The 15,308-nt window shown below is 67.4% G+C and carries 14 protein-coding genes and 1 tRNA gene; 6 read left to right on the forward strand and 9 right to left on the reverse strand.

Going from position 1 to position 15,308, the window contains the following annotated elements:
- The 6 genes from ABSF49_RS05760 to ABSF49_RS05785 form a co-directional block, all read right to left on the reverse strand.
- A partial coding sequence (locus ABSF49_RS05760) for a mannitol dehydrogenase family protein (RefSeq protein ID WP_490363317.1) occupies positions 1-268 on the reverse strand: 268 nt, incomplete at its 3' end.
- 101 nt (positions 269-369) lie between these two features.
- On the reverse strand, positions 370-1,371 hold the full coding sequence (locus ABSF49_RS05765) for an ABC transporter ATP-binding protein (RefSeq protein ID WP_424111676.1): 1,002 nt from the start codon (positions 1,369-1,371) through the stop codon (positions 370-372).
- A 380-nt stretch (positions 1,372-1,751) separates the two neighbouring features.
- Positions 1,752-1,827, reverse strand: a tRNA-Lys gene (locus ABSF49_RS05770).
- An 80-nt stretch (positions 1,828-1,907) separates the two neighbouring features.
- Positions 1,908-2,885: a lipoyl synthase gene (lipA, locus tag ABSF49_RS05775; RefSeq protein WP_424111677.1), complete on the reverse strand. Its 978-nt coding sequence runs from the start codon at positions 2,883-2,885 to the stop codon at positions 1,908-1,910.
- Between the two features lie 37 nt (positions 2,886-2,922).
- A complete protein-coding gene (locus tag ABSF49_RS05780) occupies positions 2,923-3,201 on the reverse strand; it encodes a GlsB/YeaQ/YmgE family stress response membrane protein (protein ID WP_424111678.1) in 279 nt (92 codons plus the stop codon).
- Positions 3,202-3,232: 31 nt separating this feature from the next.
- Entirely contained in the window at positions 3,233-4,528 is a 1,296-nt protein-coding gene (locus ABSF49_RS05785) for an RsmB/NOP family class I SAM-dependent RNA methyltransferase (protein ID WP_424111679.1), read from the reverse strand.
- A gap of 114 nt (positions 4,529-4,642) precedes the next feature.
- On the opposite strand from ABSF49_RS05785, the gene ABSF49_RS05790 reads away from it, so the two are divergent.
- The 4 genes from ABSF49_RS05790 to ABSF49_RS05805 all read left to right on the forward strand — a co-directional run bounded on the left by ABSF49_RS05790 (position 4,643) and on the right by ABSF49_RS05805 (position 8,346).
- Positions 4,643-5,494 carry a protein-L-isoaspartate O-methyltransferase family protein gene (locus ABSF49_RS05790; protein WP_424111680.1) on the forward strand — a complete coding sequence of 284 codons (852 nt, stop codon included), beginning with the start codon at positions 4,643-4,645 and terminating at the stop codon, positions 5,492-5,494.
- Between the two features lie 328 nt (positions 5,495-5,822).
- Positions 5,823-5,981: a hypothetical protein gene (locus ABSF49_RS05795; protein WP_424111681.1), complete on the forward strand. Its 159-nt coding sequence runs from the start codon at positions 5,823-5,825 to the stop codon at positions 5,979-5,981.
- A gap of 586 nt (positions 5,982-6,567) precedes the next feature.
- Entirely contained in the window at positions 6,568-7,992 is a 1,425-nt protein-coding gene (locus ABSF49_RS05800; RefSeq protein WP_424111682.1) for a hypothetical protein, read from the forward strand.
- Between the two features lie 153 nt (positions 7,993-8,145).
- The gene (locus ABSF49_RS05805; RefSeq protein ID WP_424111683.1) at positions 8,146-8,346 is read left to right on the forward strand and encodes a hypothetical protein; all 201 of its coding nucleotides are present in this window, start codon (positions 8,146-8,148) and stop codon (positions 8,344-8,346) included.
- Positions 8,347-8,663: 317 nt separating this feature from the next.
- Here ABSF49_RS05805 and guaB read toward each other — a convergent pair whose 3' ends face one another.
- Entirely contained in the window at positions 8,664-10,154 is a 1,491-nt protein-coding gene (gene guaB, locus ABSF49_RS05810) for an IMP dehydrogenase (RefSeq protein ID WP_424111684.1), read from the reverse strand.
- Between the two features lie 442 nt (positions 10,155-10,596).
- On the opposite strand from guaB, the gene ABSF49_RS05815 reads away from it, so the two are divergent.
- Both ABSF49_RS05815 and ABSF49_RS05820 read left to right on the forward strand, forming a co-directional pair.
- The gene (locus ABSF49_RS05815; RefSeq protein WP_424111685.1) at positions 10,597-11,850 is read left to right on the forward strand and encodes an alpha/beta hydrolase; all 1,254 of its coding nucleotides are present in this window, start codon (positions 10,597-10,599) and stop codon (positions 11,848-11,850) included.
- Positions 11,851-12,009: 159 nt separating this feature from the next.
- The gene (locus ABSF49_RS05820) at positions 12,010-13,422 is read left to right on the forward strand and encodes a DHA2 family efflux MFS transporter permease subunit (protein WP_424111686.1); all 1,413 of its coding nucleotides are present in this window, start codon (positions 12,010-12,012) and stop codon (positions 13,420-13,422) included.
- 6 nt (positions 13,423-13,428) lie between these two features.
- Here the strand turns inward: ABSF49_RS05820 and ABSF49_RS05825 are convergent, their stop codons facing one another.
- Positions 13,429-14,127 (reverse strand): RlmE family RNA methyltransferase, encoded by a 699-nt coding sequence (locus ABSF49_RS05825; protein WP_424111687.1) that lies wholly within the window; start codon positions 14,125-14,127, stop codon positions 13,429-13,431.
- Positions 14,127-15,203: a Ppx/GppA phosphatase family protein gene (locus ABSF49_RS05830; RefSeq protein WP_424111688.1), complete on the reverse strand. Its 1,077-nt coding sequence runs from the start codon at positions 15,201-15,203 to the stop codon at positions 14,127-14,129. Before ABSF49_RS05830 ends, ABSF49_RS05825 begins: the two co-directional genes overlap by 1 nt.
- Positions 15,204-15,308: the final 105 nt, after the last annotated feature.

Below are 15,308 nucleotides of genomic sequence, written 5' to 3' on the forward strand. Positions count from 1 at the left end.
GCTCGACGACGGTCGTCAGCCAGTCTTGCTGCTCGAGCTTCTCGCGCCCCGTCACGTCCGGGTCGCGCACCCCCGCCCCGACGATAGCCCAATCGCGGTCGCGGCCGGCGTTGAACAGATCGTCGAGATAGACCGCCTGATGCGCGCGGTGAAAATTGCCGACGCCGAAGTGAACAATGCCGGGACTGAGATCGGAGCGTCGATATTTCGGCGTCGCGATTCCCGCAGGCATGTGGGCTAGTGCGGCGGCGGAAAGTTTAACGCTCATGAATTCGTATCCACCGATGAATGCCGCACGGGTCCGACGTTACGCTGTCGCGGCGTCTCGCATCGAGGAGTCGACCTCCGTGCGCCGCCGCTCCTCCGCCGTCAGTCGATCCTCCTGCCGTCCTTGTCGAACCGATGCAGGTGCGCCTCGCGCGGGGTGACGAATATGCTCTGGCCCGGCGTCAGCGCTGCCTCGCCCTCGAGCCGCAGGGTGAGAGGCCCGATGCCCTCGGCCTCCGCATGAACGAACGTGTCGGAGCCGAGGTGCTCGGCTAGGCGTACTTTCGCCGGCCACTCCCCCGAAGTGGTCGATACGTCGGCGTGCTCGGGGCGGATGCCGATGGTCTCGGCCCCCCGCTTCGCTGCGGGCGCGCCCCTGATCAGGTTCATGGTCGGCGAGCCGATGAAGCCGGCGACAAAGAGGCCGTTCGGCTTGTTGTAGAGTTCGAGCGGCGAGCCGACCTGGGCGACCGAGCCGCGATCGAGCACGACGATCTTGTCGGCCATGGTCATCGCCTCGACCTGGTCGTGGGTGACATAGATCATCGTCGTCTTGAGAGCCTCGTGAAGTTCGCCGATCTCGACCCGCATCTGCACCCTGAGCGCCGCGTCGAGGTTGGAGAGCGGCTCGTCGAACAGGAACGCCTTCGGCTCGCGCACGATCGCGCGGCCGATCGCGACGCGCTGGCGCTGGCCGCCGGAGAGCTGGCGCGGCTTGCGGTCGAGATAGTCGGTGAGGTTGAGCGTCGCGGCGGCCTTGCCGACCTTGCCTGCGATCACGTCGGGCTTGTCGCCCGCCATCTTCAGCGCGAAGCCGATGTTGGCGCGCACGCTCATGTGCGGATAGAGCGCGTAGGACTGGAACACCATCGCCAGCCCGCGCTGGGCCGGGCCAACATCGCTGACATCCTTGCCGTCGATGAGAACCCGCCCCGCGGTCAGATCCTCGAGCCCGGCGATCAGCCGCAACAACGTCGACTTGCCGCAGCCCGAAGGCCCGACGAAGACGGCGAACTCGCCGTCCTTGATGTCGAGATCGACGTTATTGATGACGTTCACCGCGCCGAACGCCTTGCCCACCGCTTGCAACTGGATGGCGCCCATCGTCGCTTGACCTCCCTGTCGGCCTGTTCCGCCCTTTTCTTGAGCGCCGTCCCCAATCGCGCAACCCGGCACGGCGGGCAGGCCGAGCCATTTCGTAGCGCAACGAGGAGGTCGAAAACAGAGGGATCGCGCGATCGACGCGGCCCGCGGACGAACGGGAAGGCGGCTGGTTACGAACACTTCGCCACGCGCGCGGTCGGATCGCGCAGAACTCGTGGATTCTCACCTTAACTCAAATAGTTATCTAATTCGGAGAACTGACCCTAGCCGTGCAAACACGCCCGGCCCGACTTTCCCGTGTCCGGCTGTTGGCGACGAACGCGCGCCACGAAGACACGAACGCGGGTATTCGACCGAGGTGCGAGCCGTCCAAACTGAAATGGTGAGCGCGGTGGGACTCGAACCCACGACCCCCTGATTAAAAGTCAGATGCTCTACCGATTGAGCTACGCGCTCGTCTCGCCTTCAGGGCGGGTTGTGCCTACAGCCTTGGTCCGGCAGGGTCAATAGAACCGGCCGGGGGCTCCCCAAACCGGTCAGTCCCGAGCCCTCAGCGCCGCCGCCTGCGCCAGCCGCGCCGCCCGCAACCGGGCGAAGTCCTCGCCAGCGTGATGCGACGAGCGCGTCAGCGGCGTCGAGGCGACGAGCAGGAAGCCCTTGGCGGCGCCGACGGTCGCATAGGAGGCAAATTCGTCGGGCTCGACGAAGCGCACGACCGGATGGTGCTTCGGCGTCGGCTGCAGGTACTGGCCGATGGTGAGGAAATCGACGTCGGCGCTGCGCAGATCGTCCATCGCCTGCAGCACTTCGGCGCGCTCCTCGCCGAGCCCGACCATGATCCCCGACTTGGTGAACATCGTCGGGTCGAGTTCCTTGACCCGCTGCAGCAGCCGCAGCGAATGGAAGTAGCGCGCGCCCGGCCGCACGGTCAGATATTTCGACGGAACCGTCTCGAGATTATGGTTGAAGACGTCGGGCCTGGCGGCGACGACCACTTCGAGCGCGCCGTCCTTGCGCAGGAAATCGGGCGTCAGCGCTTCGATCGTCGTCGCCGGCGAAGCGTCGCGGATCGCGGCGATGACGCGGGCGAAATGCTCGGCGCCGCCGTCGGCGAGGTCGTCGCGGTCGACCGAGGTCACCACGACATGAGAGAGGCCGAGCTTGGCGACCGCGTCGGCGACCCGCGCCGGCTCGGCGGCGTCGAGCGCGTCGGGCAGCCCGGTGCGCACGTTACAGAAGGCGCAGGCGCGGGTGCAGGTGTCGCCCATGATGAGGAAGGTCGCGTGCTTCTTCTCCCAGCACTCGCCGATGTTGGGGCAACTCGCCTCCTCGCAGACGGTGGCGAGCTTGTGCTCGCGCATGATGCGGTTGGTGGCGGCGAAGCCCGGCGTCGAGCCCGGCGCGCGGACGCGAATCCACGCCGGCTTCTTGGCCGAGGGCTGGTCGGGCCGATGCGCCTTTTCCGGGTGGCGCGGCCGCGCCGCGCCGCCGACGCGATCGATGAGGACGGTCATGAAAGCTCCTGCGGCGGCGGCCCGTCGGGTGGGCCGCTCAGCCGCGCTTGTTGATCAATTGCCAGATATAGAGAAGCGCCGCCGAACCGACCAGGGCGGCGACGAAATGCTCGAGCGTGCCATGCACCGTGACATGGGCGAGGTCGGCGAGCTCGGAGCCGATCCAGGCGCCGGCGACGCCGACGATGATGTTGGTGAAAATGCCGTGGCGAATGCCGATGATCTTGCCGGCGATCCAGCCGGCGAGGCCGCCAATGACGATCAGCGCGAGGAAGCCGCCATATTGGGTGCTCAGGATCCCGAGCGAGCCATGCATCCCCTTCTCCTTCGTCTGGCGCGGCGAAACCTCACGCCGGGCGGGTCAGCGGCGCGACATAAAACCCGTCCGTCCCGCTGCGCAAGGGGCTGAAGCGGAAGCCGACGCCGAGCGAAGAGGCCTGCGCCGCGAGCGCCGGCAGGCCGCAGACGGAAGCCCAATGCGCCGCCTCGAGCGGCAGGAATTCGTCGTGAGCGGCGAGAAAGGCGGCGATGCGATCTTCGTTCTCGGCCTTCAGCAGCGAGCAGGTGACATAGACCAGATGGCCGCCGGCCTTTACATACCTCGCCGCGCGTTCAAGGGTTTCGTTCTGGTCCTTGATCCGCTGCTCCAAAGCGCCGGGGCGCACGCGCCATTTTGCGTCGGGGCTGCGCCGCCAGGCGCCGGAGCCGGTGCAGGGCGCGTCGATCAGCACGACGTCGCAGCGCCCGGCGAGATCGGAGAGCATTTCGCGCTCGCCGCGCGGCGCGCGCACCTGGACGTTGCGAACGACGGCGCGCGCCAGCCGGTCGTAGATCGGCGTCAGCCGTCGGCCGTCGTCGTCGGTGGCGTAAATCTGGCCGTGGTTCTCCATCATCGCCGCCAGCGCCAGCGTCTTGCCGCCAGCGCCGGCGCAGAGATCGAGCACCTGCATGTCCGGCTTGGCGCCGCTGAGGAGCGCAGCAAGCTGCGAGCCCTCGTCCTGCACTTCGACCTGACCTTTGACGTAGGCGGGCTCGGCCGACAGCGCCGGACCGCGGCCGTCGACCCGCACCGCGATGCGTAGGCCGACCGGCGACAGCGGCGTCGGCTGCGCGTCGAGATGGGCGAGCGCGGCGAGCGCGCGATCGCGGCCGCCTTTGAGCGTGTTAGCCCGCAGGTCGACCGGCGCGCGACAGGCCAGCGCCCTGCCCTCCGCGACCGCGTCGTCGCCGCAGCTTTCGGCGAAGGCGGCGGCGAGCCATTCGGGATAGTCGCCGCGAACGGAATCGGGCGCGCCGGAGAGATCGCCGGAGCTGAGCCGTTCGCGCTCGGCCTCGGAGAGCGGCGCCGGCGCGTGGCCCTCGCCGCTGAACAGCGCCGAGATTCCCGCCTCGTCGAGGTCGCGCAATTGCTTGAGCGCGCCGATCATGACGGCGCGCGGGCTCGAATCGCCCATCAGCCAGGCGGACGAAGCCTTGCGGCGTAGCGCGTCATAGACGAGGCCGGCAATCGCGGCGCGGTCGCCCGAGCCGGCGAAACGGCGCGCCAGGCCCCAGTCCTTGAGCGCGTCGACCGCCGGTCGGCGGCGCGCCTCGACGTCGGCGAGCACTTCGATGGCGGCGGCGACGCGGGCGGCTGGGGTCATGCGTCCGTTTAGCGCGGGCGGCTCGGCGAAGCAAAAAAGCCGCAGCGATCCGGGTTGGGAAACGCGAGGTCGCGCGGTAGGTTGGCGCCCGTTTCGCCCTGCCGGAGTTCCTTCATGCTGAGTCGGCGTCAATTCGTCCTGGGCGTCGCGGCCGCGGCGCTGCCGCTTCAGGCGGCGCGCGCCAACGTCCCGGCGCCCTACGATTGGGACGCTTCGCCGCCGACCGCGAGCCGGGAAGCGTTCGTCGCCTGGATGGTCAAGAACCGCGGCGAAGACGCGAATTTCCTCGGCCAGCGCTACGACCGCTACCTCAAGCTGGTCGCCGGCAAGGACCTTTGGGAGGCGCCGACGACCCGCGCCTACCTGATGACGCCGCGCGAGGAGTTCGTCACCCACGACAACCTGGCGCGCGCCTACGAGGGGCATTTCCTCAACATCGGCTTCGGCGTCACCATCACCGGCCCGCACAGCGTCTGCCGGATGACCAACACGCTGGAGATCAAGCGCAGCGACAAGGTGCTCGAGATCGGCACGGGCTCGGGCTATCAGAGCGCGGTCCTGTCGAACCTCACGGCGAACGTCTTCTCGATCGAGATCATCCCGCCGCTCGCCCAGCGCACCCGCGCGCTCTACGATTCGCTGATCGCGCGCGGCTATTCCGAATATGCGGCGATCACGACCAAGAACGCCGACGGCTACTACGGCTGGGCGGAGCAGGCGCCGTTCGACAAGATCATCGTCACGTGCGGCATCGACCACGTTCCCCCGCCGCTGCTGCAGCAGATGAAGCCCGACGGGATCATGGTGATCCCGGTCGGCCCGCCGGGCGCGCAGCACGTGCTGAAGGTGATCAAGAAGGTCAACGCCGACGGCTCGCTGACCGCCGTGCGCTCCGACATCTACAACGGCCAGATCCAGCCCTTCGTGCCCTTCACCGGCGGACACCAGGGTCAGGCGAGCCTGTAGCCGAGGCCGCGCGCCTCGGCCAGCGACGCCGATCGCATAGGGGCGACAAATCCGTTCGGCGCACGAACGATTTCAGGGCGTTAGGCGCCAAACGGCGCGCATAATGCCGATATGGCCACTCAGGTTGCTGCAATAGGCTGCAGAATTACATTAACTAATAGATATAAACGATTGTAATTCGGACCCAGCCGCGCGGACGAACTGGCCTGCGCGGCGCGATGGCGAAATGGGCGCCGTCGAGGCCGACGCAAAAGCGACACGTTTGCGCCGCATGCCCGCGCCGGTTTCGCGACGGGCGGAATCGGTTTGCATTCTTTGAGGAAATCTTATGTCCAAGATGATTCGCGCCGGACTCGCCTTTTCCCTCGCCCTAGCGATCGCCGCCTGCGCGGCGCCGCCGCCGCCCGCGCCGCTCCAGTCGCCGCCGCCGCCGCCGAAGCATAAGCTCGACGCCAAGACCCAGCTTGAGACCGGCCGCACTTACTAGGCCGCTTCAACGCGCGGCCGGCGAACGGCCGTGCGTCGTTCCAGCGGTCAAAATCTGATGCTTGGCGCTCGACCATCCGAGACATTTGCTGGCGCATCACCCGATGGCCGACGCTGACCGAGGGCGGACGGGCAGGTTCGGGCGACCGGAAGGTCGAAAGTGACTTTCGTTCGCGCTTTGGGGTCGGGGCGGCTCTCGACCTTCGGTGACGCGGCTCCGCAATCCGCCCCTGCAATTGGCGCCCCTAGCGGGCCTGACGCTGCGTCACGGCGCTCGAAACGGCGGCGCATTCTTACGAAACTGTCAGCCTGTCGAAACGCGATCGGGTATTTCCCGTTGCTTAAAAGTCACAACAAGCCAGATTCTGTAGCTTCATTTTGCTGGCCTCCTTATCGTTCCCAGTATTGCCAACAGTTTATCGCTGCAACCGGGCGCCCCCCTACCAACTGACGCTCCCGCGACAAGAATCGGCGATTGAAATCGCCGCCGACCGGGAACACTCTGAGTTAGCTACGATTCGCCCCTCCCGTGCGGCCCGGAGCGCGCACGAGGGGGGCGCCATTTGGCGTCAGCGCGAGGCCGGACGATGCAAGCGCACAAGACCTTCATCAATCTGAGCGGAGCGCGCGGATCGGCGGGTTTCAGCGTTTGCGCGCTTCTGACGCTTTGCGCCCTGACGTTCGTCGCGCTTCTGGCGGTCGAGGGGCCGGCGCAGGCGGTGCCGAGCTTCAGCCGTCAGACCGGTCAGGCCTGCGCCACCTGTCACACCGCCTTCCCCGAACTGACGCCGTTCGGTCGCCACTTCAAGCTCACGGGCTACGTAGAAGAGGGCGCCAAGAACCCTCCTCCCATTCCGCTCGCGGCGATGCTCATGCCGGGCTTTACCCATACGCAGTCCAATCAGGACGCGCCGCCTTCGCCAGGCTTGAAGACGAACGACAATCTCGTCACGCAGCAGGTGACTGGATTACTCGCCGGCGGAATCTACGGCAATCTCGGCGCGTTCGTTCAGGTGTCGGGCAATCCGATCACCGGGCAGGTCTGGTTCGACGGCTCGGACGTCCGCTACGCCGACACGTTCGAGCTGTTCGGCAAGAAAGCCTATTACGGCGTCGACGCCAACAATACGCCGACGATCCAGGACGCCTGGAACACGGTCAATGCGTGGAGTTTCCCGCAATTGAGTTCGGGCGTGGCGGCGTTCAGTCCGCCGGGCACGCACATCGATGACCTCGCGCAGAGCGTCGCCGGCGGCGGCGCCTATGTCTACTGGAACGAGCTCGTCTACGCCGAATTGACCGCCTACCTCGGCTACAACAAGAGCACGCTCGAGGCCTTCGGCATGGAGCCGGGTCCGACGCCGGACGTTCAGCGCGGGGCCATGCCGTACTGGCGACTGGCGGTCGAGCCGCACTGGGGCGATCATTACTTGATGGTCGGCACCTACGGCCTGTATGGCCAGACGATTCCCGGCGGGCAGGCCGGCATCGGCGCCGACAGCTATCTCGACGTCGGCTTCGACTCTCAGTACCAGTACGACGGCGAGCAATACAGCGTTACAGTGAAGCTTTCCGATGTCATGGAATTTCAGAAGTTCAACGCCAGCTTCGCCACCGGCGGCGCGTCGAACGTCAACGACAAGCTGAACAGCTTCAAGGCCAACGCCACATTCGTCTGGGATCACACCTACAGCCTGACCGCCGGCTACTTCAACGTTTCCGGAACCAGCGATCCGCTTTGGGACACGGCGGCCTACGGCGGCCCTGGCGTGGTCAGCAGCCCGAATGGCAGCGGGATGATCTTCGACGCCGCTTACCTCCCGTTCAGCCACGGCGCCCCGGGGCCGTACAAGTACGCCAACGTGCGTATCGGCGCCCAATACATCACATACTTCAATCTTTACGGCGGAACGAACAACTTCGACGGAATGATCGGGACGCCCGGCGCGGGCGGCACTCACAACGCGTCGGGCAACAACACGGCATTCCTTTATGCCTGGGCGGCGTTCTGAGAGCAGCCGACCGGAAGCAGAGGGTCAGGTCCAGGGCGAGTAGCGTGGGGATCGCACAATACGAATTCGTAATCGGGGCGCCACATTACTGCCTCGCAGCCCTGTGATTTCTTTTCGAGTGGAACGGCGACCCGATTGGATGGAGGCGCATTTATGCGCTATCGCCTTGACGAGAAGCGACAGCCTCCGACCCACTTGCCACCTCCTTCAAGGTCGCTGGAAAGCGAGTTCGTGAGCCTTTCGGCGAAAATTGAGCAAGTCCTTCAGCAACTCGACGTGCCGATTGCCGCCGCGGAAGAAGCGCTCACGCTCGTTCGACGGCGACTGCAAACGAAAGCGGCTGCTTTTCGTTGATCGCGTTTAACGCACTTGGATGGACAAAGCCCTTTCAGGGTTGCGATCAAGCATGTCGACCGGCTCGGCCCGCGGGGGACAACTCCGCCGTCAACGAGCCGCCACGCGCCTATGGCGCGTTGAAGCAAGCTGATCGCTCGTCAACGCAGAGAAATATTTGCCGCGCGGCCTGGCGGCGGCTTTCGGCAATCGCCGCATTCGCTCAGACCGACCGCAACGGGCGCATTCCTGACACCCGCGGTCGCGTAGGCGACCGACAGAGTTCCGCCCTTTCTCGACGTTCCCGGTCGGGTCCCAAGCGTTGGGCTTCGACGACTCTAGTTCGCCGTCGGGTAGTTCGGGCTCTCGCGGGTGATGGCGACGTCGTGGACGTGGCTCTCGCGCAGGCCCGCCGAGGTGATGCGGGTGAACTTCGCCTTTTCCTGCAGTTCGGCGATCGTCGCCGCGCCGACATAGCCCATCGCCGCACGCAAGCCGCCGGCGAGCTGATGCAGGATCGCGCCGGCCGGGCCGCGATAGGGCACCTGGCCCTCGACGCCCTCCGGCACCAGCTTCATCTGGTCCTTGATGTCCTGCTGGAAGTAGCGGTCGGCCGAGCCCTGCGCCATCGCGCCGAGCGAGCCCATGCCGCGGTAGCTCTTGTAGGAGCGGCCCTGGTAGAGGAACACCTCGCCGGGGCTTTCGTCGGTGCCGGCGAGCAGCGAGCCGATCATCACGCAATCGGCGCCGGCGGCGATCGCCTTGGCGAGGTCGCCGGAATATTTGATGCCGCCGTCGGCGATCACCGGAATCCCGGCCTTGCGACCCGCCTCGGCCGCCTCGAGGATCGCGGTGAACTGCGGCACGCCGACGCCGGCGACGATGCGGGTGGTGCAGATCGAACCGGGGCCGATGCCGACCTTGATCGCGTCAGCGCCGGCGTCGATCAGCGCCTGCGCGCCTTCTCGGGTCGCGACGTTGCCGGCGATGATCGCGACCTTGTTGGTCGCGCGCTGAATGCGCCTCACCTGCTCCAGAACATACTCGGAATGGCCGTGGGCGGTGTCGACGACCAGGCAATCGACCCCCGCCTCCATCAGCAGTTCGGCGCGCTCGAAGCCCTTGGCGCCGACCGTCGTCGCCGCCGCGACGCGCAGGCGGCCGTCGCCGTCCTTGGCGGCGTGCGGGTGCGCCGTCGCCTTCTCGATGTCCTTGACGGTGATCAGGCCGACGCAGCGGCCGGCGTCGTCGACCACCACCAGTTTCTCGATCCGGTGGTGGTGCAGCAGGCGGCGCGCCTCCTCCTTACCGACGCCCTCGGCGACGGTGATCACCTTGCGCGTCATCAGTTCGGTGATCGGCTGGCGCGGATCGTCGGCGAAGCGGACGTCGCGATTGGTGACGATGCCGACGAGCTGGGCCGATTTGCCGTCGGGACCGCGCTCAACCACCGGCACGCCGGAAATGCCCGCCCGCCGCATCAGCGCCAGCGCGTCGGCGAGCGTGGCGTCGGGGAAGATGGTGATCGGGTCGATCACCATGCCGCTCTCGAAGCGCTTGACCTTGCGCACCTCCTCCGCCTGCTGCTCGGCGGTGAGGTTGCGGTGGATGACGCCGATGCCGCCGGCCTGGGCCATGGCGATGGCGAGCCGCGCTTCGGTCACCGTATCCATGGCGGAAGAGGCGATCGGCAGGTTGAGGCGGATCGCCCGCGTCAGGCGCGAGCCGATCTCGACCGCCCCGGGCATCACCGTGCTGTGGCCCGGCCGCAACAGCACGTCGTCGAAGGCCAGACCTTCGGAAATGGTCGTGTTTTCCAGGATCGCCATGGGGAGCCTTTCGCCGGGGTCAGAATCGCCGCCGCGTCATGGCGGGGCTGCCTAACACGCGCGGCGCGAACTTCCTAGCCGCGGCGGCGCCGGCTTTCTGCGCAGCAGCGGCGAACGGAGCGCATCGCTCCGCTTCAGGCGGGGCGGTCTATCCATTTTGTTGCGATGGTTTCCGAAGCGTCTCGTTCGGATGCGCCAAGCGTTCCAGAGTCTCCGATCGGCGGAAACGCGGGAAATCAGGAACTTAGGCGTCAAGGAAGGGCTGCGGTGAACGCCCCCTCGCGCTCAACCTCGCCGTCGCTCCGGCGGAAGCGGGCGCGGAGCCGCGTTCCGTTCATTGAGAAGCAGCAATATTGCTTGTAAACCTGCGCTTTGCCGCGCGGATCGGCGCGAACGGCTTACGCTCGGTCCACGCCTCGAATCTCGGGTTTCAGGGGGCGGCGTGACGAAGGCCTTTGCAATTGCGAGCGCCGTTCTCCTGGCCTTCGCCGTGGCCGGCTGCGCCGGCCGTCCCTCCGGCAATCTCGTCGTCGTGTCGGCGAGCGCGCCCGGCGCGAGCGCCGTCGACATGATGGTGGCGACGACGCGGTCGGACAACCCGGTCGCGCCCGGCGTCATGTTCAACGGCGAGCGCGCGCGCGGGCTCGCCTTCGCCGACATCGTCGTCTCCATTCCCCCAGACGAAACGCGAAAGATCGGCGACGTGCAGTGGCCGTCGACGATTCCCGGCGATCCCGCGCACGATTTCGTCACCCTGCGCGCCGACCGGCTCGATCTGAAAGAGGCCAAGGCGGCGTTCGACCAGCGCCTTCGCACCGGCCCGACTCGGCATGTGCTGCTGTTCGTGCACGGCTACAACACGCGCTTCGAGGAGGCGGTCTACCGCTTCGCGCAGATCACCCACGATTCCGGCGCGCGCGTCGTCCCGGTGCTGTTTACCTGGCCGTCGCGCGGCAAGCTGTTCGATTACGTCTACGATCGCGAGAGCGCGACCTATTCGCGCGACGGGCTCGAAGCGGTTCTGCAGGCGCTGGCGAAAGACCCCAACGTCGAGTCGATTTCGATTCTCGCCCATTCGATGGGCAATTTCGTCGCCGTCGAAGCGCTGCGCCAGATGGCGATCCGCAATCGCTCGCTGTCGCCCAAGATCAAGGACATCATGCTCGCCGCGCCCGATCTCGACTTCGATGTGTTTCGTCGCGAGATCGCGGAAATCGAGGCCTCCGACAAGAACCCGCCGGTCACGCTGTTCGTCTCGCAGGACGACTACGCGCTCGCGACGTCGAGCCGGCTCGCCGGCAACGAGCCGCGCCTCGGCGCCATCGATCCGAACGCCGAGCCGTACCGCTCGGTGCTGGAGAAGGCGCGCGTCAACGTGATCGACCTCAGCAAGGTCGAGTCCGACGACGCGTTGAACCACGGCAAGTTCGCGACGAGCGAGGTGGTGCGGGCGATCGGCCAACGGCTCGCCGGCGGCCAGACCTTGACCGACGCCAAGCCGACGCTCGGCGAGCGCCTCGGCGGCGTCGCCCAAGGCGCGGCGGCGACCCTCGGCAAAGCGGCCACGCTGGCGATTTCCGCCCCTGCCGCGATCATCGATCCCAACACGCGCGAAACCTTGGCGGACCAGGCCGGTTCGTTGGGTGCGAGCGCCGTGGACGTCATCCGATCGCCGGCCGCGGCGGTCGCGCAGTGAGCCTGACCCGCCCTGGCGTCTGAACCGAGTCCCCGGTCGATCGCGGTCGGACGGCTCGGAACGCCGCCGGCTTCACCCTATTGTGAGCGTCGCCGGGTCCGCGCCCGGCGCCCTCGCCTTGCCGTGGCGGCGCAGCGGCGCCAAGAAGGCCGCGCCCCCATGCGCCCCTGGATTCTCACCCCCTTCATCATCGCCACCGCGTTGTTCATGGAGAACATGGACGGAACGGTGCTGGCGACGTCGCTGCCGGCGATCGCGCGCGACTTCGGCCAGGACCCGATCGTGCTCAAGTTGGCGCTGACGTCCTACATGCTGACGCTGGCGGTGTTCATCCCCGCCTCCGGCTGGGTCGCCGACAAGATTGGCGCGCGCACCGTATTCTGTTCGGCGATTGTCGTCTTCACCCTCGGCTCGATCCTCTGCGGCGCGTCGTCGAGCCTGACGACGTTGATCGCGGCGCGCGTCTTCCAGGGCCTCGGCGGCGCGATGATGGTGCCGGTCGGGCGGCTGGTGCTGCTGCGCTCGACGCCGAAGAACGAGATGGTCAACGCGCTCGCCTATCTCACGGTGCCGGCGCTGATCGGCCCGGTGGTCGGGCCGCTGCTCGGCGGTTTCATCACCACCTATTTTCATTGGCGCTTGATCTTCTGGATCAATGTGCCGATCGGCATCGCCGGCGTCCTGCTGTCGCTGCGGTTCATCGAAAACATCCGCGAGCGCGACGTCGCCCGCTTCGACTTCAAGGGCTTCGTGCTCTCAGGAGCGGGCCTGCTGAGTCTGGTGTTCGGCCTGACGGTGATCGGCGTGCCGTTCATGCCGCGGGCGCTCAACGCCGCGCTGATCGTCGCCGGCGTGCTGCTGCTCGCGCTCTACGTCAGGCATGCGCGCCGCGACCCCGAGGCGATCGTCGACCTCAGTCTGTTGAAGATCCGCACCTTTTTCGCCGGCGTGGTCGGCGGCTTCCTGTTCCGCATCGGCATCGGCGCCCTGCCCTTCCTGCTGCCGCTGCTGCTGCAGATCGGTTTCGGCCTGACGCCGTTCCAATCCGGTTCGTTGACCTTCGCCGCCGCCGCCGGCGCGATGGCGATGAAGTTCACCGCCGCGACGATTCTCAAGCGCTGGGGCTTCCGCCGCGTGCTGGTCGCCAACGGGATCGTCTCGACCCTGTTCCTCGCCAGTTGCGGCCTGTTCACCGCGGCGACGCCGCACTGGTTGCTGCTGACCGCGCTGCTCGCCGGCGGCTTCTTTCGCTCGCTCGAATTCACCGCCCTCAATGCGATCGGCTACGCCGACATCGACCAGGGAAGAATGAGCCGCGCCACCAGCTTCGCCAGCACCGCCCAACAAATGTCGGGCGCGGTCGGCGTCGCGCTCGCCGCCGCGAGCGTCCAGACGTTCCGCTGGGGCTTGGGCGACACGGCGCTCTTGCCGCGCGACATGACGCTGAGCTTCGCCGTGGTGTCGCTGGTCGGGCTGAGCTCGGTGGCGATCTTCGCCCGGCTCAAGGCCGACGCCGGCGCGGAAGTCTCCGGCCAGCGGCAGGCGATCGAGGATGCGGCGCCGGCGGAGTGACCGGCGCTACGCGGCCTTGCCGCGGAAGCCGGTCGCCAGCACGTAGAGCTCGGCGCTGTCGGCGCGGCTCGCCTTCGGTTTGAGGTGGCGCACGACGGCGAAGTCGCGCTTCAGCCGCGCCAGCAGTTCGCCCTCCGATCCGCCTTGCAGCACCTTGGCGAGAAAGAAGCCGCCCGGCGCCAACACGCTCAAGGCGAAGTCGGCGGCGAGCTCGGCGAGGCCGACGATGCGCAGATGATCGGTCTTGCGGTGGCCGGTGGCGTTGGCCGCCATGTCCGACATCACGCCGTCAGCGAGTCCGCCGAGCCGCGCCTGCAACCGCTCCGGCGCGTCGGGCGCATGAAAGTCCATCAGCTCGAACTCGACGCCGACGATCGCGTCCACCGGCAAGATGTCGATGGCGATCACCCGGCCCTTGCCCTCGGTCGCCTTGACCGCCTGCGCCGCCACCTGGCTCCAACCGCCCGGCGCGGCGCCGAGATCGACGATGCGCTGTCCGGGGCGGAACAAGGCGTATTTCTCCGCAATCTCGACCAGCTTGTAGGCGGCGCGCGAGCGGTAGCCCTCGCGCTTGGCCTGCGCGACGAAAGGATCGTTGAGCTGACGCTCGAGCCAAAGGGTCGAGGCGAGCGAGCGCTTGCGCGCGGTGCGCACGCGCGTCTTCAGCGCCCGTCCGCCCTCGTGTCCCGAACTGCCGCCGGTCATCAAAACGCCCCGCCGCGCGCGCGCGGCCAGACCCGGTCGGCGCGCATCATCTGCATCAGCATGCCTTCACGTAAGCCCCGGTCGGCGATGCGGATGCGCTGGGCGGGAAAATGACCGCGGATCGCCTCGAGAATCGCACAGCCGGCGAGCACCAGATCGGCGCGTTCGACGCCGATGCAGGCGTTGGCGGCGCGCTCGGCGTAGGTCATCGCCTTCAGCCGCGTGACGGTCGCATCGACTTCATCGCTGGTCAGCCACAGCCCGTCGACCGCGCGCCGGTCGTAACGCGGCAGGTTGAGATGGACGCCGGCGATCGTCGTCACCGTGCCCGAGGTGCCGAGGAGGTGAAAGCGGCCGCAACGCTCGCGGTCCGCGACTTGCGCGGCGAAGGGCGCAAGCGCCTCGGCGACGAAACGCGTCATCGCCGCGAAGGCTTCCGGCGTGACCTCGTCGCCGCCGAATTTCTCCGCCAGGGTGACGACGCCGAGCCGCAGCGACTCCCACGACTGCAGCCGGCGAATGGCGACGCCCTCGCGCGCCCTGCGATCGAGCCAGATGATCTCCGACGAGCCGCCGCCGATGTCGAACAGCAGGATCGACGCGGCCTCGCGATCGACGAGTTCGCTGCAACCGGCGACCGCGAGGGTCGCTTCCGTCTCGCGGTCGACGATTTCGAGCTTGAGATCGAGCCGCTCGCGCACCCGCTCGAGGAACGCGACGCCGTTCTCCGCGGCGCGGCAGGCTTCGGTGGCGATCAGCCGCGCCCGCGTCACCCCGCGCGCCGCCATCTTGTCGCGACAGACCCTCAGCGCGTCGAGCGTGCGCTCGATCGCCGCTTCGCTGAGCCGACCGGTCTGGGAGAGACCCTCGCCGAGGCGCACCACGCGAGAAAAGGCGTCGATGACGCGAAAACCATCCGCGGTCGGACGCGCCACCAGCAGGCGGCAATTATTCGTGCCCAGATCCAGCGCGGCGTAGGGGCCGCGCGGCGCGCCGCGATCGCCCGCCGACCGCCCGAAGCGCGAAGCGCCGTTCCCGGCGCGCGCTGCATCTGGGCTCAACTGCGATTGAGCCAAAAACGACTCCCTGCGCCCTGGCGCGGAAGGCGCCCGGGACGTGGTTTCGTCGCCGACTGTAGCAACACCGGGCCAGGATGCAACGCGACCCAGCGTCCGGGGCCG

Origin of the sequence: Roseiarcus sp., assembly GCF_049514155.1 — a bacterium.
Taxonomy (GTDB): domain Bacteria; phylum Pseudomonadota; class Alphaproteobacteria; order Rhizobiales; family Beijerinckiaceae; genus Roseiarcus.

What these genes read in the sequence shown, in the direction of transcription:
- ABSF49_RS05765 (WP_424111676.1), bottom strand. Translation starts at nt 1,371, where the DNA reads ATGGGCGCCATCCAGTTGCAAGCGGTGGGCAAGGCGTTCGGCGCGGTG.
- ABSF49_RS05785 (WP_424111679.1), bottom strand. Translation starts at nt 4,528, where the DNA reads ATGACCCCAGCCGCCCGCGTCGCCGCCGCCATCGAAGTGCTCGCCGAC.
- ABSF49_RS05800 (WP_424111682.1), top strand. Translation starts at nt 6,568, where the DNA reads ATGCAAGCGCACAAGACCTTCATCAATCTGAGCGGAGCGCGCGGATCG.
- ABSF49_RS05820 (WP_424111686.1), top strand. Translation starts at nt 12,010, where the DNA reads ATGCGCCCCTGGATTCTCACCCCCTTCATCATCGCCACCGCGTTGTTC.
- ABSF49_RS05795 (WP_424111681.1), top strand. Translation starts at nt 5,823, where the DNA reads ATGTCCAAGATGATTCGCGCCGGACTCGCCTTTTCCCTCGCCCTAGCG.
- ABSF49_RS05780 (WP_424111678.1), bottom strand. Translation starts at nt 3,201, where the DNA reads ATGCATGGCTCGCTCGGGATCCTGAGCACCCAATATGGCGGCTTCCTC.
- lipA (WP_424111677.1), bottom strand. Translation starts at nt 2,885, where the DNA reads ATGACCGTCCTCATCGATCGCGTCGGCGGCGCGGCGCGGCCGCGCCAC.
- ABSF49_RS05825 (WP_424111687.1), bottom strand. Translation starts at nt 14,127, where the DNA reads ATGACCGGCGGCAGTTCGGGACACGAGGGCGGACGGGCGCTGAAGACG.
- ABSF49_RS05790 (WP_424111680.1), top strand. Translation starts at nt 4,643, where the DNA reads ATGCTGAGTCGGCGTCAATTCGTCCTGGGCGTCGCGGCCGCGGCGCTG.
- guaB (WP_424111684.1), bottom strand. Translation starts at nt 10,154, where the DNA reads ATGGCGATCCTGGAAAACACGACCATTTCCGAAGGTCTGGCCTTCGAC.
- ABSF49_RS05805 (WP_424111683.1), top strand. Translation starts at nt 8,146, where the DNA reads ATGCGCTATCGCCTTGACGAGAAGCGACAGCCTCCGACCCACTTGCCA.